This window comes from Pseudomonas sp. (assembly GCF_030684895.1).
In the GTDB taxonomy this organism is placed as follows: Bacteria; Pseudomonadota; Gammaproteobacteria; order Pseudomonadales; family Pseudomonadaceae; genus Aquipseudomonas.
Window position 1 is genome coordinate 1 of the sequence record NZ_JAUXXP010000037.1, and the last position, 21,632, is coordinate 21,632.

Annotated in this window: 27 protein-coding genes, 1 pseudogene and 1 riboswitch; of the genes and pseudogenes, 13 read left to right on the forward strand and 15 right to left on the reverse strand. The window is 60.3% G+C overall.

Annotated features, from left to right (window positions below; genetic code table 11):
- Positions 1-73: 73 nt before the first annotated feature.
- Positions 74-643, reverse strand: coding sequence for a nucleotide exchange factor GrpE (gene grpE, locus Q8M42_RS07025; protein WP_304870986.1), 570 nt, complete (start codon positions 641-643; stop codon positions 74-76).
- A gap of 155 nt (positions 644-798) precedes the next feature.
- On the opposite strand from grpE, the gene recN reads away from it, so the two are divergent.
- Complete coding sequence (gene recN / locus Q8M42_RS07030; RefSeq protein WP_304870988.1) at positions 799-2,472, forward strand: DNA repair protein RecN; 1,674 nt, start codon at positions 799-801, stop codon at positions 2,470-2,472.
- Between the two features lie 64 nt (positions 2,473-2,536).
- On the opposite strand, the gene fur is transcribed toward recN, so the two are convergent.
- Positions 2,537-2,941 (reverse strand): ferric iron uptake transcriptional regulator, encoded by a 405-nt coding sequence (gene fur, locus Q8M42_RS07035; RefSeq protein WP_136665255.1) that lies wholly within the window; start codon positions 2,939-2,941, stop codon positions 2,537-2,539.
- A gap of 97 nt (positions 2,942-3,038) precedes the next feature.
- Between fur and Q8M42_RS07040 the strand changes: the two genes are divergently transcribed.
- On the forward strand, positions 3,039-3,557 hold the full coding sequence (locus Q8M42_RS07040; RefSeq protein WP_304870990.1) for an outer membrane protein assembly factor BamE: 519 nt from the start codon (positions 3,039-3,041) through the stop codon (positions 3,555-3,557).
- Positions 3,558-3,626: 69 nt separating this feature from the next.
- On the opposite strand, the gene Q8M42_RS07045 is transcribed toward Q8M42_RS07040, so the two are convergent.
- The 3 genes from Q8M42_RS07045 to Q8M42_RS07055 are packed head-to-tail and all read right to left on the reverse strand — an operon-like array spanning position 3,627 to position 5,812.
- The gene (locus tag Q8M42_RS07045; RefSeq protein WP_304870991.1) at positions 3,627-3,947 is read right to left on the reverse strand and encodes an RnfH family protein; all 321 of its coding nucleotides are present in this window, start codon (positions 3,945-3,947) and stop codon (positions 3,627-3,629) included.
- Entirely contained in the window at positions 3,940-4,374 is a 435-nt protein-coding gene (locus Q8M42_RS07050; RefSeq protein WP_275961702.1) for a type II toxin-antitoxin system RatA family toxin, read from the reverse strand. Before Q8M42_RS07050 ends, Q8M42_RS07045 begins: the two co-directional genes overlap by 8 nt.
- Before the next feature lie 34 nt (positions 4,375-4,408).
- Positions 4,409-5,812, reverse strand: a complete 1,404-nt coding sequence (locus tag Q8M42_RS07055) for a sodium-dependent transporter (RefSeq protein ID WP_304870992.1) — start codon at positions 5,810-5,812, stop codon at positions 4,409-4,411.
- Positions 5,813-5,976: 164 nt separating this feature from the next.
- Between Q8M42_RS07055 and smpB the strand changes: the two genes are divergently transcribed.
- The gene (gene smpB / locus Q8M42_RS07060; protein WP_090255207.1) at positions 5,977-6,459 is read left to right on the forward strand and encodes an SsrA-binding protein SmpB; all 483 of its coding nucleotides are present in this window, start codon (positions 5,977-5,979) and stop codon (positions 6,457-6,459) included.
- 204 nt (positions 6,460-6,663) lie between these two features.
- Here the strand turns inward: smpB and Q8M42_RS07065 are convergent, their stop codons facing one another.
- Positions 6,664-7,293, reverse strand: coding sequence for a LysE family translocator (locus tag Q8M42_RS07065; RefSeq protein WP_275961704.1), 630 nt, complete (start codon positions 7,291-7,293; stop codon positions 6,664-6,666).
- Positions 7,294-7,375: 82 nt separating this feature from the next.
- Between Q8M42_RS07065 and Q8M42_RS07070 the strand changes: the two genes are divergently transcribed.
- The 4 genes from Q8M42_RS07070 to Q8M42_RS07085 all read left to right on the forward strand — a co-directional run bounded on the left by Q8M42_RS07070 (position 7,376) and on the right by Q8M42_RS07085 (position 10,747).
- Complete coding sequence (locus Q8M42_RS07070) at positions 7,376-8,341, forward strand: 2-hydroxyacid dehydrogenase (protein WP_304870993.1); 966 nt, start codon at positions 7,376-7,378, stop codon at positions 8,339-8,341.
- Between the two features lie 28 nt (positions 8,342-8,369).
- Positions 8,370-9,368, forward strand: coding sequence for a class I SAM-dependent methyltransferase (locus Q8M42_RS07075; RefSeq protein ID WP_304870994.1), 999 nt, complete (start codon positions 8,370-8,372; stop codon positions 9,366-9,368).
- Between the two features lie 36 nt (positions 9,369-9,404).
- Positions 9,405-9,537, forward strand: a riboswitch (yybP-ykoY riboswitch).
- 76 nt (positions 9,538-9,613) lie between these two features.
- Positions 9,614-10,198: a TMEM165/GDT1 family protein gene (locus Q8M42_RS07080; RefSeq protein WP_304870995.1), complete on the forward strand. Its 585-nt coding sequence runs from the start codon at positions 9,614-9,616 to the stop codon at positions 10,196-10,198.
- 105 nt (positions 10,199-10,303) lie between these two features.
- A complete protein-coding gene (locus tag Q8M42_RS07085) occupies positions 10,304-10,747 on the forward strand; it encodes a ketosteroid isomerase-related protein (RefSeq protein WP_304870996.1) in 444 nt (147 codons plus the stop codon).
- A gap of 52 nt (positions 10,748-10,799) precedes the next feature.
- Here the strand turns inward: Q8M42_RS07085 and Q8M42_RS07090 are convergent, their stop codons facing one another.
- The gene (locus tag Q8M42_RS07090; protein ID WP_304870997.1) at positions 10,800-11,612 is read right to left on the reverse strand and encodes a M48 family metallopeptidase; all 813 of its coding nucleotides are present in this window, start codon (positions 11,610-11,612) and stop codon (positions 10,800-10,802) included.
- 1,294 nt (positions 11,613-12,906) lie between these two features.
- Between Q8M42_RS07090 and Q8M42_RS20940 the strand changes: the two are divergent.
- Positions 12,907-13,071 (forward strand): annotated as a pseudogene (locus Q8M42_RS20940) (HAMP domain-containing protein); the annotation flags it as partial.
- Between the two features lie 15 nt (positions 13,072-13,086).
- Positions 13,087-13,929 carry a methyl-accepting chemotaxis protein gene (locus Q8M42_RS20945; RefSeq protein WP_370870345.1) on the forward strand — a complete coding sequence of 281 codons (843 nt, stop codon included), beginning with the start codon at positions 13,087-13,089 and terminating at the stop codon, positions 13,927-13,929.
- Positions 13,930-13,995: 66 nt separating this feature from the next.
- Here Q8M42_RS20945 and Q8M42_RS07100 read toward each other — a convergent pair whose 3' ends face one another.
- From Q8M42_RS07100 to Q8M42_RS07110, 3 genes are all read right to left on the reverse strand, one after another.
- Complete coding sequence (locus Q8M42_RS07100) at positions 13,996-14,613, reverse strand: SOS response-associated peptidase (RefSeq protein WP_304870999.1); 618 nt, start codon at positions 14,611-14,613, stop codon at positions 13,996-13,998.
- A 66-nt stretch (positions 14,614-14,679) separates the two neighbouring features.
- The gene (locus Q8M42_RS07105) at positions 14,680-14,940 is read right to left on the reverse strand and encodes a putative signal transducing protein (RefSeq protein ID WP_304871000.1); all 261 of its coding nucleotides are present in this window, start codon (positions 14,938-14,940) and stop codon (positions 14,680-14,682) included.
- Positions 14,940-15,122: a CPXCG motif-containing cysteine-rich protein gene (locus Q8M42_RS07110; protein ID WP_090375916.1), complete on the reverse strand. Its 183-nt coding sequence runs from the start codon at positions 15,120-15,122 to the stop codon at positions 14,940-14,942. The genes Q8M42_RS07105 and Q8M42_RS07110 overlap by 1 nt, the downstream gene beginning before the upstream one ends.
- A 128-nt stretch (positions 15,123-15,250) precedes the next feature.
- Between Q8M42_RS07110 and Q8M42_RS07115 the strand changes: the two genes are divergently transcribed.
- Positions 15,251-16,417, forward strand: a complete 1,167-nt coding sequence (locus Q8M42_RS07115) for a 1-acyl-sn-glycerol-3-phosphate acyltransferase (protein ID WP_304871001.1) — start codon at positions 15,251-15,253, stop codon at positions 16,415-16,417.
- Between the two features lie 64 nt (positions 16,418-16,481).
- Here the strand turns inward: Q8M42_RS07115 and Q8M42_RS07120 are convergent, their stop codons facing one another.
- Entirely contained in the window at positions 16,482-16,769 is a 288-nt protein-coding gene (locus tag Q8M42_RS07120; RefSeq protein ID WP_304871002.1) for a hypothetical protein, read from the reverse strand.
- Between the two features lie 273 nt (positions 16,770-17,042).
- On the opposite strand from Q8M42_RS07120, the gene Q8M42_RS07125 reads away from it, so the two are divergent.
- Positions 17,043-17,249 (forward strand): hypothetical protein, encoded by a 207-nt coding sequence (locus tag Q8M42_RS07125; RefSeq protein WP_304871003.1) that lies wholly within the window; start codon positions 17,043-17,045, stop codon positions 17,247-17,249.
- A 66-nt stretch (positions 17,250-17,315) separates the two neighbouring features.
- Here Q8M42_RS07125 and Q8M42_RS07130 read toward each other — a convergent pair whose 3' ends face one another.
- Positions 17,316-17,900, reverse strand: coding sequence for a YajG family lipoprotein (locus Q8M42_RS07130; RefSeq protein ID WP_304871004.1), 585 nt, complete (start codon positions 17,898-17,900; stop codon positions 17,316-17,318).
- A 165-nt stretch (positions 17,901-18,065) separates the two neighbouring features.
- On the opposite strand from Q8M42_RS07130, the gene Q8M42_RS07135 reads away from it, so the two are divergent.
- Both Q8M42_RS07135 and mqo read left to right on the forward strand, forming a co-directional pair.
- Entirely contained in the window at positions 18,066-18,299 is a 234-nt protein-coding gene (locus Q8M42_RS07135) for a hypothetical protein (protein WP_304871005.1), read from the forward strand.
- Positions 18,300-18,755: 456 nt separating this feature from the next.
- Positions 18,756-20,258: a malate dehydrogenase (quinone) gene (mqo, locus tag Q8M42_RS07140; RefSeq protein ID WP_304871006.1), complete on the forward strand. Its 1,503-nt coding sequence runs from the start codon at positions 18,756-18,758 to the stop codon at positions 20,256-20,258.
- A 68-nt stretch (positions 20,259-20,326) separates the two neighbouring features.
- Here the strand turns inward: mqo and Q8M42_RS07145 are convergent, their stop codons facing one another.
- The 3 genes from Q8M42_RS07145 to Q8M42_RS07155 all read right to left on the reverse strand — a co-directional run bounded on the left by Q8M42_RS07145 (position 20,327) and on the right by Q8M42_RS07155 (position 21,615).
- Positions 20,327-20,689: a PilZ domain-containing protein gene (locus Q8M42_RS07145; RefSeq protein WP_304871007.1), complete on the reverse strand. Its 363-nt coding sequence runs from the start codon at positions 20,687-20,689 to the stop codon at positions 20,327-20,329.
- Between the two features lie 60 nt (positions 20,690-20,749).
- Positions 20,750-21,172, reverse strand: coding sequence for a DUF4124 domain-containing protein (locus tag Q8M42_RS07150; RefSeq protein WP_304871008.1), 423 nt, complete (start codon positions 21,170-21,172; stop codon positions 20,750-20,752).
- Positions 21,173-21,240: 68 nt separating this feature from the next.
- Entirely contained in the window at positions 21,241-21,615 is a 375-nt protein-coding gene (locus Q8M42_RS07155) for a tetratricopeptide repeat protein (protein ID WP_304871009.1), read from the reverse strand.
- Between the last annotated feature and the right edge of the window lie 17 nt (positions 21,616-21,632).

The window sequence follows — 21,632 nt, forward strand, 5'->3', positions numbered from 1 at the left end:
CCCGCCGCTGATCGTTGTCAGCGGCGGTAGCACTAAAACGCTTGACTGTTTAATGGGGGCAGCTCGGCGAATTTCAAGCCTGCTCATCGATCGATGGCGGCGCTTCTACCGGTGCCTTGCTGACCACCACCATGGCGGGGCGCAGCAGACGACCATTGAGCATGTAGCCCTTCTGGAACACCTTGAGCACGCTGTTAGGCTCGACGCTGGTGCTTTCCTGCATCGCCATGGCCTGATGGTGCTCGGCGTTGAACGGCGCGCCATGCGGGTCAATGGCTTCCAACTGGTGGCGCTTGAGGGTGTCGCCGAACAGCTTGAGCGTCAGCTCCATGCCCTCACGTACGGACTTGATCGCCTCATCATCCGGATTCGACAGCTCAAGGCCACGCTCCAGGCTATCCACCACCGGCAACAGATCGTTGGCGAATTTCTCCAGAGCGAATTTGTGCGCCTTTTCTACATCCTGCTCGGCGCGGCGGCGCACGTTCTGCAGATCGGCAGCCATGCGCAGCGACTGATCCTGCGCAGTGGCCAGTTGCTCTTCCAGCGCTTGCACGCGGGCAACCAGGTCATCACCCGCAGCCGCTTCGGCAGCTGTTTGTACATCGGGGTTCTGCGTATCCAGGGTCTGTTCGTCAGCCATGCGTCTCTCCTCTTAAAATCCGACGCGAGCCTCAACTCACGTGCCTGACCGCTATATGGGGTCAAAAAAACTGGTTTCAAGGACAGCAGACAGATTGTCAGCCCACAAAAAAACACTGTATAAATAACCAGACATGAACTTGGGAGGCCCTCGCCATGCTGGTGCACCTGTCCGTACACAACTACGCCATCGTTGAACACCTTGATCTAGAGCTGGACGCCGGCATGAGCGTAATCAGCGGGGAAACCGGTGCAGGCAAGTCGATCATGCTCGACGCCCTCGGCCTGACTCTGGGTGATCGCGCCGACAGCGGCGTAGTGCGCCCCGGCGCGGACAAGGCGGACATCCTCGCCAGCTTCGACCTGCACGACATCCCCGAAGCGCGCGCCTGGCTGGCCGAACGTGATCTGGACAATGACGGCCCGTGCATCCTCCGTCGCGTGATCACTGCAGAAGGCCGCTCGCGTGGCTATATCAACGGCTCGCCTTGTCCGCAGGGTGACCTCAAGGCCCTGGGCGAGCTGCTGATCGACATCCACAGCCAGCATGAACACCAGTCCCTGCTCAAGCCCGACACCCACCGCCGCCTGCTCGACGAATACGCCGGCAGCCAGGAACTGGCGCGCCAGGTGCAGCTCGCCGCGCAGCGCTGGAAACAGACCAAGAGTGAGCTGGAGCGGGTTTCCAGCATCGGCGACGAACAGCGCGCACGCCATCAACTGCTTAGCTACCAGCTGGAAGAACTCGACAACCTGGCCTTGGGCGAGAACGAACTGGACAACCTGGAACAGGAACACAAGAACCTGACCAACGCCGAAAGCTTGCTCAGCGCCTGCCGACTGGTGATTGAGCAATGCAGCGAGAATGACGCCGGCAACGTGCTTTCGGCCCTGACCAGCAGTCTCAATCGCCTCGGCGCCTTTCAAGGTCAGCCTGGTGCACTGAGCGAAGCCACCAACCTGCTGGCAAGCGCACAGATCCAGGTAGAAGAAGCCGTCGGCGAACTGAACCGCTTTCTCGACCACTTCGACGCCGACCCCGAGCGCCTGCGGCAGATGGAGGAACGTCTGGATGCGATCTACACCCTGGCGCGCAAGCACCGCATCCAGCCAACCGAGCTGGGCGCCATGCAGCAACAGCTGTTCGAAGAACTGGAAAGCCTCAACGCCGACGACCAGGCAGCCGAACGCCTGAATGATGAACTGGCCGCCTTTGAACGGCATTACCAGGAAAAGGCAGCGGAACTCAGCACCCTGCGCAATAACGCTGCCAGCCAACTGGCCACTGCTGTCGAGCAGGAAATGCAGACGCTAGGCATGCCCGGCGGGCGTTTCAACATAAAGCTCAGCGCCAACAGCAACAGTGAGCCGCACCCCAACGGCCTGGAACAGCTGGAATTTCTGGTCAGCGCCAACCCTGGCCAACCGTTGAAGGCTCTGGCCAAAGTCGCCTCGGGTGGCGAACTGTCGCGCATCAGCCTGGCGATTCAGGTGATCACCGCGCAAACCTCGCGGGTGCCAACCCTGGTCTTCGATGAAGTCGACGTCGGCATCGGCGGCCCCACCGCCGAAGTGGTCGGCCAGCTACTGCGTCGCCTAGGTGAGCGCGGCCAGGTACTGACCGTCACCCACCTGCCGCAAGTTGCCGCGCAAGGCCATCAGCACCTGTTCGTGCACAAAGTGCGCGAAAGCGATGCCACCCGCACTGCGGTGAGCAAACTGAGCCCAGCGCAGCGGGTCGAGGAAATCGCCCGCATGCTCGGCGGCGTGGATCTCACCGAAGAATCCCTGGCCCACGCCCGGCAGATGGTTGGCAGCGCCCAGGCCTGATACCCAGCCCGTAGAAAGCACAAAGGCGACCCGAGGGTCGCCTTTGTTATGCCTGCTGCATCAATCAGGTTTTCTTGCGCACATAGAGCACAAGATTGTGATCGACCAGCTCGAAACCATGCTCTTTGACGATTTCTTTCTGACGCTTTTCGATCTCGGCGTCGAAGAACTCGATCACCTCACCAGAGTCGACACAGACCATATGGTCGTGATGGCCGCTGTCCGCCAATTCGAAGACCGCATGACCGCCATCGAAGTTATGACGAACCACCAGACCTGCTGCTTCAAACTGGGTCAGTACGCGGTACACAGTCGCCAGACCTACGTCGTCACCCGCCTCCATCAATGCCTTGTAGACATCTTCAGCACTCATGTGACGCTGACCGGCAGAGTCGAGCATTTGCAGTATCTTGACCCGTGGCAGGGTCACTTTCAGGCCAGCCTTGCGTAGTTCGCTATTTTCAACCATGGTCTGCTTTCTCACGGAAGCGGCTTCGCAGCTTCCTTTATTGCGGGTATGATCCGGGGTTATATTGCCCAGCCAAGATAGTGGAAGTCGCCCACCGATGCAAAAAACCAAACTCCTGCTGACCAGCCTCACTCTTACGGGGCTACTCGCACTCGCCGGTTGTTCATTCCCCGGGGTTTATAAAATCGACATCCAACAGGGCAATGTCGTCACGCAGGACATGATAGACCAGTTGCGCCCGGGAATGACCCGTCGGCAAGTGCGGTTTATCATGGGCAACCCTCTGCTCACTGACACCTTCCATGCCAACCGCTGGGATTACCTGTACAGCATCCAACCGGGCGGCGGTAAGCGCCTGCAGGAGCGCGTCAGCGTCAACTTCAACGCCGAAGACCAACTGGTCGGCCTGTCCGGTGACTTTATGCCGGGCGTCAGCCGCGATCAGGCCATCCTGGGCGAAGACAGCGGCGTTACCACGCCACAGGCTACGCAGCGCCCTCAGGTTGAAGAAAAACCTGCGCCGGGCTCGCTGCTTGAACAGATTCAGCGCGAAGTGGACGACGTGAAAGTCGTGCCAGTGCCCACCCCAGAGCCGCTGGAAAGCACACCGCAGTAAATTTTGCTGATAAAAAAGCCCGGACATGTCCGGGCTTTTTTATACCTGTATCCCTACCGGCATAAGCAGCTACTGCCCAGCATCCTCAGCTTTGGCTTGCGCCGCCTTGGCTGCACGCTGCTTGCGTACTTCTTTCGGGTCGGCAATCAGCGGCCGGTAGATCTCCACCCGCTCTCCGTCCTCCAGCACACGCTCATCGGGCTTGCTCACTGCCTTGCCGAAAATACCCAGCGGGCTGTTGTGCAGATCCAGATCGGCAAAGTGCGCCTGCATTCCGGACTGCACCGCCGCCTGACGCACCGTGGTGCCATAAGGCAGGCTCAGGCGCAGCAGCTTCTGCTTATCAGCCAGTGCATAGACCACTTCGACCACGATAGTAGGCTTATCCATAGAGTTGCTTGGCCCTTTGGCAGAATGCATCGACCAGGGTATTGGTAGCCTGATTGAACAGTGGCCCGAGGGTCGCCCGTACCAGCGGCCCGGCGTAGTCAAAGGTCAAATCGAGGCTGATCTTGCAGGCCTTGTCGCCCAGCGCCTTGAATTCCCAATGCCCATACAGCTGAGTAAACGGCCCCTCGACCAGGGTCAGCTTGATCAACTCGCCCGGCACCAGAGTATTAGCGGTGACAAAGCGCTGGCTCAAGCCGCCCTTGGCCACCGCCAGGCTGGCGCGCATATGCGTATCGCTTGATTCAAGCACTTCACTGGCCGAGCACCAGGGCAGAAACTGCGGGTAACTGGCCACATCATTGACCAGATCAAACAGCGCCCGCGCCGGGTAAGGCAACAGTGCCGAACGCTGAATATGCGTACTCATAACCCAACCACTTGGCTAAACAGGATGCAGGCGATCATTTGCTCAGCTCTGCGACAAACACGATCAGCACGCCAATTGGCGCGACCACACGAATCAACCAGTAGACAACGTTGAACAGCAGCGGGCTTTTCATCGCCAGCTCTTCACGCACCACCTCACGCTTGAGCACCCAACCGGCGAATATGGCGAATGCCAGGCCACCAAACGGCAACAGAATGCGACTGGTCAGATAATCAATCGTATCAAAGAAATTCCGCCCGCCCTCAGCGCCCCACTGAAACAGGTGGAAACCATCCTCACCGAAGACAAAGAACTTCGCTTCCGCGCCCAGGTTAAAGGACAGCACCGTACCCATGCCGACTACCCAGCAGAGGAACGCCAACACGCTGGTCACCAGCACCCGGCTGCGCTTGGTGCGCTCGACCAGATAGGCCACCGCAGGCTCTAACATGGAGATCGACGAGGTCCAGGCAGCGATCAGCACCAGGATAAAGAACAGCGTACCCATCACCTGGCCAAAAGCGATATTGCCGAACGCAACCGGCAGGGTGACAAACATCAATCCAGGCCCTGCGCCAGGCTCCAGACCACCGGCGAAGACGATTGGAAACAGCGCCATACCTGCCGTGAGAGCCACCAGGGTATCGAGAATGCCGACGGTCAGAATGGTGCCGCCAATCGAGGCGTTCTTCGGCATGTACGAGCCGTAGACCATGATCGCACCCACGCCGACGCTCAGGGTGAAGAAGGCATGACCCATGGCCGCCAGCACGCCATCGAGCACGCGATCTGGCTGGAAATCGAAGAGAAAGTGGAAGCCCTGCATAAAGTGCCCGGTGGTCATGCTGTAACCCAGCAGCACCAGCAGCAGCACAAACAGCAGCGGCATCATGATACGCAGGCTGCGCTCAAGGCCGGCCACCACGCCACGGGCGATAACAAAGCCGGTCAGCAGCATAAACAGCGTATGCCACAGGGTCAGCCGCCAGGGATCGGCCGTCAGCGCACCAAACGCCGCACCAGCGCCCTCGGCACTCACGCCGGCAAACTGCCCGCCGCCCATGCTGAGGATGTAATCCAGAGACCAGCCGGCCACCACGCTGTAAAACGACAGAATCAGCAACGCGGCAACCATCCCCACCAGCGCCGCCCAGGACCATTTCGGTGAAGCGCCCGATTCGATGGCCAGGGTCTTGAGGGTATTCACCGGGCTCTGCCGGCCGCGCCGACCGATGAGGGTTTCGGCGAGCATGATCGGCAAGCCGACCATAAAGATGCACACCAGGTACATCATCACGAAAGCCCCGCCGCCGTACATGCCGGTCATATAGGGGAACTTCCAGATATTGCCCAGTCCGACCGCCGAACCGGTCGCCGCCAGAATAAACACCCAACGGCTGGCCCAGGCACCGTGTATCGAAACCTTATCGTTCGCCATGCTCGGCTAGCCTGCTCTATTGAAAAAGATCGCGCATTGTCGGGGATTAGCCAGGGCGGCTCAAGCGCAGCCGACGCCGCGAGGCACCAGACGCCTGGCAAAGCTGATTTTGCCCTGCCGCACACATAGCGCCCGCGCCAGTGACTCCCTATAATGCGCGCCCTATGGCTAAACAAAAGAAACACCCGCAAGGCACCATCGCGCAAAACAAGAAGGCGATGCACGACTACTTCGTCGAATCCAGGTTCGAGGCAGGCTTGGTCCTGGCCGGCTGGGAAGTGAAAAGTCTGCGCGCCGGCAAGGCCCAGTTGGTCGACAGCTACGTGCTGTTGAAGAACGACGAAGCCTGGCTGATGGGCTGCCACATTACCCCGCTGACGGCGGCCAGCACCCATGTGATCGCTGACCCGACGCGCACCCGCAAACTGCTACTGAATAAACGCGAGCTGGACAAGCTGTTCGGCGCCGTGCAGCAGAAAGGCTATGCCTGCGTGGCCATGTCGATTTATTGGAAGGCGCACCTGATCAAGTGCGAGATTGCCCTGGCCAAGGGCAAGAAAGACTTCGACAAGCGCCACACCGAGAAAGAGCGCGACGCCGACCGCGAAGTGCAGCGCGCGATGCGCAGCAAAGGCAAAGACGAGTAAATCGGCTCTGCACTCGCAAAAACGCCCCGCAAATGCGGGGCGTTTTTGTTACTGCGTTCGACCCAGAACCTGTTTAACGTCTTGCGAGCTAGAACCATGCAAGGCAAAAACAGGCAAGGAAGCGGAGTTTACTGATGTAAATGAGCATTCCGAGCCTGTTTTTAACGCAGCAGGGCCGACGCGCAGCAGGCGTTAGACAGGTTCTTAGCGCAGCTCGCTAAAAGCCAGCTTGACGCCCAACCCCACCAGCACCGCCCCCATCAGCCGATCAAACCAGTGGCCCATCCGCGCAAAACCGGCACGCACCCGCTGGTGGCTGAACAGCTGCGCGACCATGCAGAACCACAGCGCCGTGGCCACCGCCAGATAAACGCCGTAGCCCGCCTGCACTGGCAGCGGCGTATGCGGGTTGATCACCACGGTAAACAGCGACAGGAAAAACAGCGTGGCCTTGGGGTTCAGGCCATTGGTCACAAAACCGGCGACAAAGGCGGCACGCGGCGTGCGCTCACCCTCACCCAGGCTCAACTCGGCGTCGCTCGGGCTGGCCGGCTTGGCACGCAGCGCACGGATGCCGATATACAGCAGATAGCCCGCCGCGAGCCACTTCAGCGCATTGAACAGCACAATCGATTGCGACACGATCAAGCCGATCCCCAGCAGCGAATAGGCCACATGGATAAAAATCCCACAGCCCACACCAATCGCACTGAAGATGCCGGCACGCCGCCCGTGCGCCACACTCTCGCGCACCACAATCGCGAAATCCGGGCCAGGGCTGGCCACAGCCAGCAAGTGGATCAGGGCCACAGCTAAAAACTCGGTCCAGTACATGGGGCGGCTCCGCGACGTCGAAATGATTCTGTTAGGCTCGCCACCTTACTCCCCGCCCAAACCCGCAGGATAGATACAGCTGATGAGTAACAGTCACCGCGCCGTGTTTCTCGACCACAGCTCACTCGACCTGGGCGACCTCGACCTGTCCAGCCTGAGCGGCTGCTTTGCCGACCTGCAGCTGTATCCACACAGCACCCAGGCACAAACCATCGAACGCCTGCAGGGCGTACAGGTCGCGATCAGCAACAAGGTGCCGCTGAATGCCGAAGTGTTCGCCGCCTGCGCGGGGCTGAAGCTGGTGTTGCTGGCCGCCACCGGCACCAACCCAATTGACCTGGCCGCCGCCCGCGCTCACGGGGTAATCGTGAGCAACTGCCAGGGTTACGGCACGCCATCCGTGGCGCAACACACCCTGATGCTGCTACTGGCGCTGGCCACGCGGCTGCCCGATTACCAACGCGACGTTCGCGCCGGCCACTGGCAACAGGCCCAGCAGTTCTGCCTGCTCGACTACCCGATCACCGAATTGCACGGCAAGACCCTCGGCCTGCTCGGTCATGGTGAGCTGGGTGGCGCAGTCGCCAAACTGGCTGAAGCCTTTGGCATGCGCGTGCTGCTCGGCCAGCTGCCCGGCCGCCCTGCCCGTGCCGACCGCCTGCCGCTGGATGAACTGCTACCCCAGGTCGATGCACTTACCCTGCATTGCCCGCTGACCAGCGACACCCTGAACCTGATCGATGCCCGCGAACTCAGCCTGATGAAGCCCACGGCCTTTCTGATCAATACCGCCCGCGGCGGCCTGATCAATGAGCAGGCTCTGGCTGATGCACTGCGCGCCGGCCACCTGGGCGGCGCGGCAACCGACGTGCTGACTCAGGAGCCGCCAAAAGACGGCAACCCCTTGCTCGCTGCCGATATTCCAAGGCTAATCATCACCCCGCACAGCGCCTGGGGCAGCCGCGAAGCGCGGCAACGCATCGTCGGCCAGCTCAGTGAAAACGCTTTGGCCTTCTTCAACGGCGCAGCCATCCGCGTTGTCAGCTAAGCTACGCGACTTTTTTCGAGGAGCGCTTATGGACCCGCGAAGCGAAGTACTGCTGCGCCAAGCCGATCTATTCAACGGCCCGCTGCTGCTTGCCGGTTTGCCGGCGGATGACCTGCTCGGTCAACTCCCCGCGGCCTACGGCTGGAGCTGGCATGCCGGCGAGCACGGGCTGCTGGACGCCCGTTTCAGCAATCGCTGCCACTTTGGCACCCAGCCTGGCGAGCGCGACTTTCCCGCAGCTGTGCTGTTTCTGCCGAAATCCCGCGAGCTGACTGAATACCTGCTCAATGCTCTGGCGGCGCGCCTGAATGGCCGCGAACTGTTTCTGGTGGGTGAAAAGCGCGCCGGTATTGAACGCGCCGCCAAGCAGCTGGCGAGCTTCGGCCAGGCACGCAAGCTCGACAGCGCGCGGCACTGCCAGCTCTGGCAGGTACGGGTTGAGCACGCACCCGCCACGCCGGACCTACACAGCCTGGCGCAATGCTACGAACTGGCTCTGGCCGACGGTCCACTGCAGGTACTCAGCCTGCCCGGCGTATTCAGCCATGGCCGACTGGACGTAGGCAGCTCGCTGTTGCTTGAACACCTCGATGGTTTGCCCAGCGGGCATATCCTGGATTTCGGCTGCGGGGCCGGTGTACTCGGCGCGGCGCTAAAGCGCCGCTACCCGGACAGCCAGATCACCCTGCTGGACGTGGACGCCTTTGCCGTCGAAAGCAGTCGCCTGACCCTGGCCGCCAATGGCTTGCAGGCTGACGTCATCAATGGCGACGGCATCGATGCCGCGCCCACCGGGCTGAGCGCGATCCTCAGCAACCCGCCCTTTCACCAGGGCGTACATACCCACTACCAGGCCACCGAGCACCTGCTGCGCCAGGCCAACCAGCACCTGGCCAGCAAAGGCGAATTGCGCCTGGTCGCCAACAGCTTTCTCAAATACCCGCCACTGATCGAACAGCACCTCGGCCCCTGCCAGACCCTGGCCGACGCCAAGGGCTTTCGCATCTACCGCGCCAGCAAAGGCTAAACGGGGCTTGCCCTATCACAGATGCGCGGGCAGAATGCGCGCGTCCTAGGGGAGTAGTCTCCCGCGAGCGCCAGCTCGCCCGGCACGCGTCAACATACTTGCTCAGCAGAGCATGGTGCGTGCGACCCAAGGCCCACTCGGTTGTGGCCTGCGGTTTGACAAGACCTATGACACGCACACCTTACCCGGGGCGGGAAGGCTGTACGTGTCATAGCCATGTCGACCCGCCCCTTTAGGAAAGCCTGATGCTCGAATCCCTGTTTGTTCCAACCTTTATCGTTGCCTTGGCCGAAATCGGCGACAAAACGCAGTTGCTCGCGCTATTGCTGGCCGCACGCTTTCGCAAACCCTGGCCGATCATCTGCGGCATCGTGGTCGCCACCCTGGCCAACCATTTCGCCGCAGGCGCTATCGGCAACTGGGTTGCCAGCTTCTTCTCCCCCGCCACGTTGAGCTGGACGCTTGCTGCCAGCTTTGTTGCCGTAGCGCTGTGGACGCTGATCCCCGACAAGCTGGATGACGATGAAAGCTCCAAGTTCAAGCGCTACGGCCCGTTCCTGACCACCCTGATCGCGTTCTTCCTCGCGGAAATGGGTGACAAAACCCAGATCGCAACCGTAATGCTCGCCGCGCAATACCCGCACTTTATCCTGGTGGTCATCGGCACCACCCTGGGCATGCTGATTGCCAACGTGCCGGTGGTGCTGGCCGGCAACTTTGCCGCCGAACGCCTGCCACTGACGCTGATTCGCCGCCTAGCCGCCTGCGCCTTTGCCGCACTGGCCGTGTATGCGGGATACCAGGCGCTGACGTTCAGCGGGCTTATTTGACATCAAGTTGACGCCAGGGCACTGGCGTTTCGGCCAATACCCCAGCTTCCAGACGGCTGCTACAGTGCGCAACATCCTGCCCACTCAGCCGTCAGGGAGACACCCATGTCACTGGATGATCGGAAAAAACTGGTTCGTCACCATATCGAGCTGTCGTGGAACAAAGGCCGCACAGCGCTGGCTGAGCAGCTGCACAGCAAAGACTTTCTCTACAAGAGCTCGTTTATCGGTAGGCCGCTGACCAGCCCGGCATTTGCCCAGATGGTGCAGGACATCCGCCACGCCATGCCGGATCTGCAGGTAGTGATCGAAGAATGCATCGCCGAGGGCAACAAGGTCGTTACCTGGAGCACCCTGATCGGCACCATCCAGAAGCCCGCGCTCGGCTACCCGCCCAGCGACAAAGTGCTGAGCATCTCGGCCATGGCCTTCTGGACCATTACCCCAAACAATGAAATCCAGGAAATCTGCACCATGTTCGACATGGAAAGCTTCCGCTCACAACTGGGCCTGGCCACCCAACCCTTTGCCGCCAAGGCACTGCCCTGAACAGCTAACGCTCAACAAAAAGCCCCAATCGGGGCTTTTTGTTTACCGCGCTTTAGCGCGCCTGCTCATACAGCGGCATCACCTTGGGAATCGCCGCCTGTAGAGAAGCGATTCGGCTGCTTGAGGAGGGGTGCGTGCTCATAAACTCAGGCGGTGCACCTTCGCTGGCGGCGGCCATTTTCTGCCACAGGCTGACGGCGGCATTAGGGTTATAGCCACCACGGGCCGCCAGCTCCAGACCAATCAGGTCAGCCTCATTCTCATTGCCGCGGCTATTCGGCAGCATCATGCCGTACTGCACGGCTGCATCGGCCAGCGCCAAGCTGTCGGAGCCCAGACCGAGCAAGGCACCCGCGCCCTGTTTGGCCAGCTCGACACCATAGGCTTTGGACATCGCCTCGCGGCTGTGCTCGCGCAAGGCGTGGGCCATTTCGTGGCCCATGATCGCGGCGATCTCATCGTCGGTGAGCTTGAGCTTTTCGATGATTCCGCTGTAGAAAATGATCTTGCCGCCAGGCCCGCAGTTGGCGTTCAGCTCAGGGCTCTTGATCAGGTTGACCTCCCACTGCCACTGCGCCGAATCCGGACGGAACAACGGGGCATGCTTGATCAGCCGATCGGCAATGGTGCGCAGACGTTTGGCATTATTACTGGTTTTATCCAGCACGCCTTTGCTAGACGCCTCGCCGAGGGTCTGCTGATAAGACTGCGCATACATCTGATTGACCTCTTGGGTCGAGAGCATGCTGAACATGTACTGCTTGCGCTCAACACCTACGGCGCCACCACTGGTGGTGTTCACAGCCTGGCAGGCCGTCAGCAGGCTGCAAAGCGCCAGGCTGGCCAGACGAAATGGGGTATTCATGTCAGTTCTCCTTCACGACAGGGACCGTATGCTAGGCCGTGCATCTGGGCAAAACAACCCGCACGACTTGCACTATGGCCCTCCAGGCTCTTTGCTAGATACAGCAGCGCGCTAATGCTTTGAAGCTACGCTGCCGATAAGCCAGGGACAGGCGCAACTAACACGTTGAGGAGTCCCTATGCGATTCAAGTCGATCCAGTCCTCCGTTGCACTTATGGCGGGGGCCAGCATCCTGGCAGTGGTTGTCGCCCTGGTGCTCTACGCCCTGTTCGCCGGAGCGCGCACCCAGACCCAAGTGCAAGAACGCACCCAAGGCCTATTAGAGGATGTGATCGACCAACGTCTAAACGCCCTGGCCAAAGCTCAGGTCGGCCAGCTGCAGCGCCAGTTTGAGCACCCCATGACAGTCGCAAAAGCCCTGGCCACCCTCAACAGCCAGATGGGCAGCATTGATGGCGGCAGCCCCGGCATCAGCCTGACCCGCGAGGAGCTGAGCAAACTGGTCGGTGTGTACCTCAAGGCCAACCCGGAACTGCTTGACCTCTACATCGGCTGGGAACCCAACGCCTTCGATCAGGACGACGACCTCTACGTCAACCAGAAGGAAAACGGCTATGACCACACCGGCCGCTTTATGGCCTGGTGGTACCGTGATGGTGACCAGCTGAAGCTCGACGCCCTGACCGTGGAGCAGATGGAAGGCCAGGACGTGCAGCCCACTGGAGTGCGCACGGGCGAGTACTACCTGTGCCCCAAGGAAACCGGCAAGCCCTGCGTGATCGACCCGGCCTCCTACGACTTCGGCGGCAAGCAGGTACTGGTCGCTGCCTTCAACGCGCCGATCATGGTCAATGGCCAGTTCCGCGGCGTTGCCGGCAACGACCTGGCCTTGGATTTTATCCAGGAGCGGCTGAACATCGCCAAAGGTGAGCTCTACGACGGCGCGGGCGAACTTGCCCTGATCGCCTCCAACGGCACCCTGATTGCAGCGACCCAGGACGCCACCCTGGTTGGCCAGCCGGCGAGCAAGGCCATCGACCCCGAGCTGCTCAATCAACTCAAACAAAGTAGCAACGACCAGCCGATCAACAAGCTCGACAAAGAACGCCAACTACTCCAACTGCTGCTGCCGTTCCAGGTGGCCGGCACCTCGACACGCTGGACCCTGGCCATCGTACTGCCGACCAGTGCGGTGTTCGCGGACTTGAACGAGCTGCAGACCGGTCTCACTGAGCAAGCCGAGGCTGACACCCTGGGCATGGCCCTGGTGGGCCTGCTGGTTGCCGGTATTGGCATGCTGGTGATCTGGTTTGTCGGCTATGGCATCGCCCGTCCATTGCGGCAGATGGTGGTCATGCTCGACGATATCGCCCAGGGCGATGGCGATCTAACCCGCCGCCTGGAGGTCAACCGCAGTGATGAACTGGGCGATATTGCCAGGGGCTTCAATACCTTTCTCGGCAAGCTGCAAAGCATGATTACCCAGGTGGTCAGTTCGGTGCAGAAGGTCAGCGACTCCTCAGAACACACCGCCGACATCGCCATCCGCACCAACACCGGCGTGCAGAAACAGCTGGCGGAGATCGAACTGGTCGCCACTGCCGTGCATGAGATGACCGCCACCGCCCAGGACGTGGCACGCAACGCCACCCATGCCGCCGAGGCCGCCAATCATGCGGACCGCGCCGCCAATCAGGGCAAACAGACGGTGCAGCACACCGCCGAGGCGATTGCCGCCCTGGCCCAGGAAATTGGCCGCGCGGTCACCGTTGTACAAACCCTGGCCAAAGACAGCGAGAACATCAACGCCATCCTGGTGGCGATTCGCGGGATCGCCGAGCAAACCAACCTGCTCGCGCTCAACGCCGCCATCGAGGCGGCCCGCGCAGGTGAACAGGGGCGTGGCTTTGCCGTGGTGGCCGATGAGGTGCGCAACCTGGCGCAGAAAACCCAGAAGGCTACCGAAGAAATCCAGACCATGATCCAGCAGCTGCAACAGGGCACGCGCGATGTGGTCAAGGTCATGGAAGACAGTCAGGGCAAGACCGAGGTCAGCGTGCAACAGGCCAGCCAGGCCGCCGAGGCACTGGAATCGATCACCCAGGCGGTTTCGGTGATCAACGACATGAACACGCAGATCGCCAGCGCCGCCGAAGAACAAAGCGCGGTGGCCGAGGACATCAACCGCAACGTCACCAATATCGGTCAGGTGGCCAATGAAGCGGCCGGTGGCGCCGACGAAGCCAGCCAGGCCAGTGCCGAACTGACCAAGCTGGCCGAACAGCAACGCCGCCTGATCAACCAGTTCAAGGTCTGATCAAGCTGCAATAAAAAGGGCGGACTGCACTGCAGTCCGCCCTTTTTATTCATCCATACCTAAGGTCTAAGCCGGCGTCAGGCACTCTGGCGCGTCCAACTTAGGATCATTGATCAAGTTGGCCAGCACCCGCTCGCGCAGCGCGGGCGGCGGACTCGCCAATACAGCCTGCAAGTCGACTGCAGGGGTGTCGACAGCCAACCAGGCGGCCTGGCCGGCTTCATCGAGAATCAGCGGGCGACGCTGACTGGCTGCAGCCTGAGTCACTACCGCTGCACTCAGGTAGACGCAGCCCTCAACCGGATAAGCCTCCCACAAGGCAGCGAAATACAGCGGCGTGGTCTCGCCAGTGAGCCAGTACGGGCGTTTACGTGCCGTGCCGCGCCATTCATAGAAGCCATTGGCCGGTAGCAGGCCGCGACGCAATCGAAACGCCTCGCGAAACATCGGCTGTTCGGCCAGGGTTTCTGCACGGGCCTGAGCGGGCGTCTTGGTCAGATCAGTCAACCAGGGCGGCGTCAGCCCCCAGCGCGCGCGCGTCAACTGGCGCTCGCCTTCGACATTGCGCAGCAGCAACACCTGGCTATTGGGCGAAATGCTCCAGTGCGGTAACTGATCAGCGGGAAAACCGGGAATCGCCGCAAATGCGGGCGTCCAACGGAACAGGGCATAACGTCCACACATGGGAAACTCGATAACACTTGAAATAAAGGCAGCAGGGCCGACGCGCAGCAGACCCTAACCAGGCAATTAGCAGAGCAACGTACCCTGGAAACTATCCGGCTCATCGCCGGGCAGCGGCAGCGCGGCATTGTACGCGGCGATCAGTTGTTGTGCGCTGTATGCCTGAGCATCCTCAACCATCACCCCGAGCAAACCGCAGGCCGGTAACTCACCCACGGCACCGGCCAGGTGTTGCCCAGTGAGATAGGCGTCGATCCCTTCACTGGCGAGCATACCCAGCAACAGCTCGCCTTCCATCAGGTCCTGCGGCTCGTAGATTCGCTGCATCAGTCATTCTCCCCGCGCACGTCCAGGCTCCAGTCCTCGCCATCGGTCTGCAGCGAAAATACGATGGGCCGGCAACACACCGGGCAGTCTTCGATGTACTGCTGATCGCCGGCCGACAGGTCGAGCAGCGCTTCAACCTGCTCGCCACAATAAGGGCATTGGTAGTCCTGGCTTTCCAGCATCGCTGTCTCCTTGTGACTTGGCGTTATAATCGCCGGTCTATAGCTGGCCCTGCAGACGCGCATTATCCATTGTCACGCGCGACGACCAGCGCAGTGAGCATCTCCACAGCCAACCACAACAAGAGAGCATGATGGGCGAATTCGATGCCATCCGACCTTACGCCGACGCCGAAGTCCCTGCCGTGCTGGCGCGCCTGCTGGCCGATGATGCATTTCTCGGCATCCTCACCCAGTTCCGCTTCCCGCGCCTGGCGGCACCTTTAGGCTGGCTGCTTAAACCACTTATAGCCTATCGCTTGCGTCTTGAGTTTCGCGACGTACGTTCGGTGGCGCAATTGCAGACGCGCATCGAGAGCTATGTCGACCGTACCATTGAGCAGGCCACCGATGGTGTGAGCTATTCCGGTATCGAGCACCTGCAAGCCGGCAACGCCTACCTGTTCCTCGCCAACCACCGCGATATCGTCATGGACCCGGCGTTCGTCAACTACGCGGTGTACCACGCCGGCCTGCCGACGCCGCGCATCGCGATTGGCGACAACCTGCTGCAGAAGCCCTTTGTCAGCGACCTGATGCGCCTGAACAAGAGTTTTATCGTGCACCGCTCAATCAGCGGGCGGCGCGAGAAGCTGGCGGCTTACCAGCTGCTATCGGCCTATATCAATCACTCGATCCGCACTGATGGCGAGTCGATCTGGATCGCCCAGGCCGAAGGCCGCGCCAAGGATGGTGATGACCGCACCGATTCGGCAATCCTCAAGATGTTCCATATGAGCCGCAAGGCTGAGCCGTTTGCCGAGGTGATCAGCGCCCTGCGTCTGACCCCGGTATCGATCAGCTACGAGTACGACCCCTGCGACCAGGCCAAGGCCCGCGAGCTGTTTATCCGCGCCAGCAGTGGCAGCTACACCAAGGTGGCAGGCGAGGATGACCAGAGCATCGCCCTCGGCATTACCGGCTACAAAGGCCGCGTGCACGTGCACTTCGGTGCGCCGGTCAGCCAGGGCCTGGAAGACAGCAAACTGCTGGCGGCAGAGATGGACCGGCAGATTCTCACGGGTTATCGGCTGTTTCCCGTGCACTACCTGGCCTACGCCATGTGGGCTGATCGCGACCCGGAGCTGGCCGTTCCCAGCGCTGCCGAACTGTTCCCCGCAGCAGAGCTCAGTGCGGCGCAGAGCGAATGGCAACAACGCCTGGCCAAGTGCCCGAGTGAGCAGCAGCCCTACCTGATCCTGCAATACGCCAACCCGGTGCGTAACCAGTACCGGATCAAGGCCGGCCTGCCGCTGTAAGCAAAACCCGGCCAGAAAAAACGGCAGCCAATGGCTGCCGTTTTTTATCAGCCGAGAAACTGCGTTACAGCTGCGTGCTAAACCAGGACAACAACAATGCCGAGGCCAGGCAGGCGTAGCCAAAACGGTAGAAGAACTGGTTCAGGCGCAGCGTCGGCTCATCACAGGCATAGGCTTCATCCGCCAGCTCATTGAGTTCACTGCCGGCCAACAGTCGCGCCGATGCATGCTGTTCACGTATGCGGGTAGCCAGTAGCAGCCAGGCACCCGCCAGGGCAAAAAACAGCGCCAGCCCGTTAAGCCACTGCCCAGGCTGACCTTCGATCAGCAACCAGAGCGCTTGCAACGACATGCTCAACCTCTACGACATCTATAAGGCATGCGATCAACACCACGCCTGATTAACAGCACGCCCGATGCAGTATCGGGCAGTCCAAATACGGGCGCGGAGTCTACCGAAGGTTGCAGGGCTCGCGGTTCGATTCCGACGAATCGCAGTCACTATGACCAAGCGGTCTAAACACTGTCATCTGCGTGAGCTATGGTCTAACACTCGTCCCAACGCCTTGGCCAAAAAGGCTTCGAGCACGGTGACAGGTCTTAATCATCCATGGAGGAACGCACCATGCTGCACGCCCAACCGCAAGACCGCGATTACCTGATTGACTCGCTGGATGACGTGGAAGCCGTCATCGACGGGCTGTCTTTCAATGTGCAGGACGACCACTGGCTGGTCTACTGCGCCATGGGCGGCCACGAGCATTACGCCCTGCCTGACATAGACACACGCACCGGCATAAGCCTGCCCGAGTTCTACAGCGAAGCTGCCTGAACGGCCGCAAAATGCAGATATAAAAAAGCCCGGAATAATCCGGGCTTTTTATTACCTCAACAAGGCTTACTGCGCGAGCATCTGGCCGATGGTCGGGTCCTTGAAGGCGCGGGTCAGGGCATCGCTCAACACATCACTGACCAGCTTGGTATTGGTCGCCTGATTTGGCGCCATGCCGAAACGCTGGTTCAGTGACGCGCCATAACGGCCGCTGTAGCGACGGCTGCTGTTCTGCACATCAACGCGGAAGGTCGCGGTCATATCCGCCTCGGTCACATACAGGCCTTCTTTGGGCGACTGATACTTCAGTTCAGCCAGGGTCAGGGTCAACTGCGGCGCGTTGTAGGCATTGGCGCTTGGGGTAAAGCCGAGCAGACGTACGGCCGCTTCAGCCTGGGCCTGCAGCTTGGGCAGGATGTCCTGGCCGGTCACGCTGATGGCGCTGGTTTCCGGGTAAAGACCACCACGAGTGCCCAGTACGGGCGAAGGACGACCATCGGCCACCCGCACCACTACCGGCTGGCCCTGGCCAACGGCGGTCAGCGGGCTATTGAGTTTGGGTTGTGGGCTGAGTTGTTGCGGGCTGTGGGCGCAACCCACCAGAGTAAGGCTGGCAACAGCCACCAGACCAAACAGCAGACGATGCAGCATGCTCAACTCTCCATAAATAAGGGGTAGAAGTGGCGCGCAGTATAACCAGCGCAGTAAATGCCTGACAGCGCTAGGACGTTTATCGCGCCAACAGGTTCCCGTAACGCCCTTGTCATGCACATCAGGCATAAGACTTTAGTCTTCCCTGTTAGTGAGTGACCCAGCATGTTTTCACTGCGCAGCCTGCTTGTACCACGCCGTCCGATGCGCTCATTTGCCCTGATTGATGCGCAAGGCATCTGCCGCGCCCTGCGCCAGTCAGCCCAGGCGCCACAAGGCTCTGGCTGGATTGAGGTGCAACACAGCTGCATGAGCTGGCTCAATCGGCCGCTGCCAGCCGGCGTCAGAACCGTTCAGGTCACGCCATGCCTGCGCGTGCGGCAAACGCTGGCGGCCTGACCAGCGGAAGAAGAAAAGTCACACCAGGCGATCAATTTTCCTGCTTTGCCCTTATAATCGCGCCCCGATTATAAGGACGCCTCCTGTTCGGGCCCTGCCGTCACGCTGATGCACCATTCATCGGCCGCGCCCCAGAGAGTCGCCCACTTCGCGCTGCCTTCCGGCTGCCGCTTTTTCCCACTGTGAAATGCCATGCAGTTGCTGCAATGGTCGCTTTACGTCGTGGAAAAGTCGGCCCAGGCAGACGTGTTTTGAGGTTCACGACTCCAAAAGAGCGTGAAAAAACGGTTTGGAAAACTTCACAAGAGTGTGGCGAAAATGAACGATCTCGCGGTTGGCATCTGCACCCAGAAGCCTGTTCCCTTCAACCCTGAGCGTCTCGCCGACTGCTGATTGGCTGTGTGCATACACAAGCTGACTAACGTCTATTGAGTGCTGGTTTGCGGAGAAGTGGTAATGGCGCAAAACGATTACGAAACAATGGATGTGGTGCTGGTTGGTGCCGGCATCATGAGTGCGACCTTGGCCGTACTGTTGAAAGAACTCGATCCTGCTATCAAGCTGGAAGTCCTCGAGATGATGAGCACGGCGTCAAGCGAAAGCTCTTATCCGTGGAACAATGCGGGTACTGGCCATGCGGCCTTGTGCGAGCTGAACTACACGCCGGAAGCTGAAGACGGTTCGATCGACATCAAAAAGTCGGTGTCCATTAATGCTCAGTTCGAGGAATCCAAGCAGTTCTGGGCCTACCTGGTCGAGAAAGGTCGCTTTGGCTCGCCTAAATCGTTTATCAGCCCGGTTCCGCACTTAAGCTTTGTGCGCGGCCAAAAAGGCATCGACTTCCTGAAGAAGCGCTTCGACGCGCTGACCACTCATCACGCCTTCAGCGCAATGGAATACAGCGAAGACCGCGCCACTATGGCGAAATGGATGCCGCTGATGCTCCCGGGTCGCGACCCGAACGAGCCTATTGCTGCCACCCGCGTAATGGCCGGTACCGACGTGAACTTCGGCGCACTGACCCTCCACCTGCTCGACCATCTCCGCCAACAGAACGAAGCCAAAGTCACCTGCAGCCAAAAGGTCGTTGGCCTCAAGCGCAGCGGCCAAGGCTGGCGCGTCAGCGTCAAAGACCTGAATAACGGCAGCAACCGGGAAATTCAGGCTAAGTTCGTCTTCCTCGGCGCCGGTGGCGCGGCGCTGCCGCTGCTGCAGATGTCCGGCATTCCGGAAGGCAAAGGTTTTGGCGGCTTCCCGGTCAGCGGCCAGTGGCTGCGTTGTGATAACCCGGAAGTGGTCAAGCAACACCAGGCCAAGGTCTACAGCCAGGCTGCAGTCGGCTCGCCGCCGATGTCGGTACCGCACCTGGATACCCGCGTAGTGGAGGGTAAGACCTCACTGCTGTTCGGCCCTTACGCCGGTTTCACCACCAAGTTCCTCAAGCGCGGTTCATTCCTCGACCTGCCGCTGTCGATCCGCTTTAACAACATTGGCCCAATGCTGGCCGTAGCGCGCGACAACTTCGACCTGACCCGCTACCTGATCAAGGAAGTGCTGCAGTCCGAAGAGAAGCGTTTGGAAACCCTACGCGGCTTCTATCCAGAGGCCAAAGCCGAAGACTGGCGCATTGAGATAGCCGGCCAACGCGTGCAGATCATCAAGAAGCATGCGAAAAACGGCGGCATCCTGCAGTTCGGAACCGAACTGGTGGCAGCCCAAGACGGTTCTCTGGCCGCCCTGCTCGGCGCTTCACCAGGCGCGTCGGTAACAGTCTCGATCATGCTTGACCTGATCCAGCGCTGCTTCGGCGAGCAGGTGAAGTCAGAGCAATGGCGCACCAAACTGAACGAGATCTTCCCGGCCATGGCTGACGTTCTCGCCAGCGACGCCGAGCGCTACCGCGAAGTACAGTCGCGCTCTGATGCACTGCTGCAACTGGAGCAAAGCGTCAGCGCCTAAAGGGCTGAGCAATAAAAAACCGCCACTAGGGCGGTTTTTTATTGCCTGCTCAATCGGCCAGCCGCGTATCAGGCGGATGCTGCAATCGAGCGGAAACTGAAGTAATGGCGCAGAGCATCAACCATCTCGACATAGTCGCCGGGCGGGGCGACCAGGGCGAACCCTGAGTCATAGCAGCCGGGAGTGACATCCTCGCGGGACCATTGGCAGGTGGCGGAGAAATCGATGTAGTGCGGCGCATCGTGCCCGGGAATCTTCAGGCGCATATCAAAGCGTGCGCCCACCAACAGAGGCAGCTGGCTGATCAGCATCAGCCCGTCCAGGGAGACGTTACCGATATAGCCCATAGGCTTGTCGGTGATGCGATTGAACACCTTCAGGTAGTAAGGCAACTGATGGCGTTCGATGCTGCGCTGAACATGCTTGGGCATAGTGGCAAATCGCTATAGATGGCCATTGAGTATGGCCCCACTACTGCGCTTAAACCAGTTTCAGGAACAGCGTTCAGACACCCGGCTCTGCAGTTGCTGACGAGCGGTATCGACCTGTTCATCCGTGTAATAGCTGCGTTGGCCATTTGCTTCAGGGCGGTAATAGCTGCGCCCTTCGGGGATCGAAGCCAGTTTTTTGCGCAGCTCGCGGCATTCCTCAGCGCGCTTGGCCTGACGCTCGGCGGCGGCCACAGACGCCTGCGCCTGTTCGTCGCGGCGCGCGTCGTAAAACCGACTGGTGCGCTCTTCGCGCTCACGGGTCAGCTGGTCACGCTCGACCACCTGCGGTTTAACCTCGACCTTCTCGGCCCCTACCGCTGCTGGACGCTGGCCGAAATGCACCTGGCCATTGGCATCGGTCCAACGGTAGATGTCCGCAGCCGCTACCCCCGGCAATAACAACAGGCACAACAAAACGCGCATGGATTCCCTCCCGTAAAGTTTCAGCTTACTGCCGAAAATAGCCTTCTATGGCCTGTAACGACCAGCGGTCAAGGCTTCACCGGTGTGACCTTGACCGCCACATCGACACCGTCGTGCCCCAGCTGGCGCAGAGTGTCCATGCGCGCGCGGGCGCGATAAGCGTACTCGCTGGCAGGGTAATTGGTGACGATAAACTGATAGGTCTGCATGGCGTCGACGAACAGCGCCTGACGCTCCAGGCACTGGCCGCGTAACAGGGAAATTTCCGGCTGCATATAGCGCCGCGAGCGGCTGTTGCGCTCGGCCTTGGACAGCGACAGGATGGCCGCCTCGCATTCGCCGCGGTCATAGGCCTCATAGGCACTATTGAGGTGGTGATCGAACGAATAACGGTTACAACCCGCCACACCCAACACCAGCAGAACAATAAACAGTATGCGCATAAGCCTCTCCTCCGATG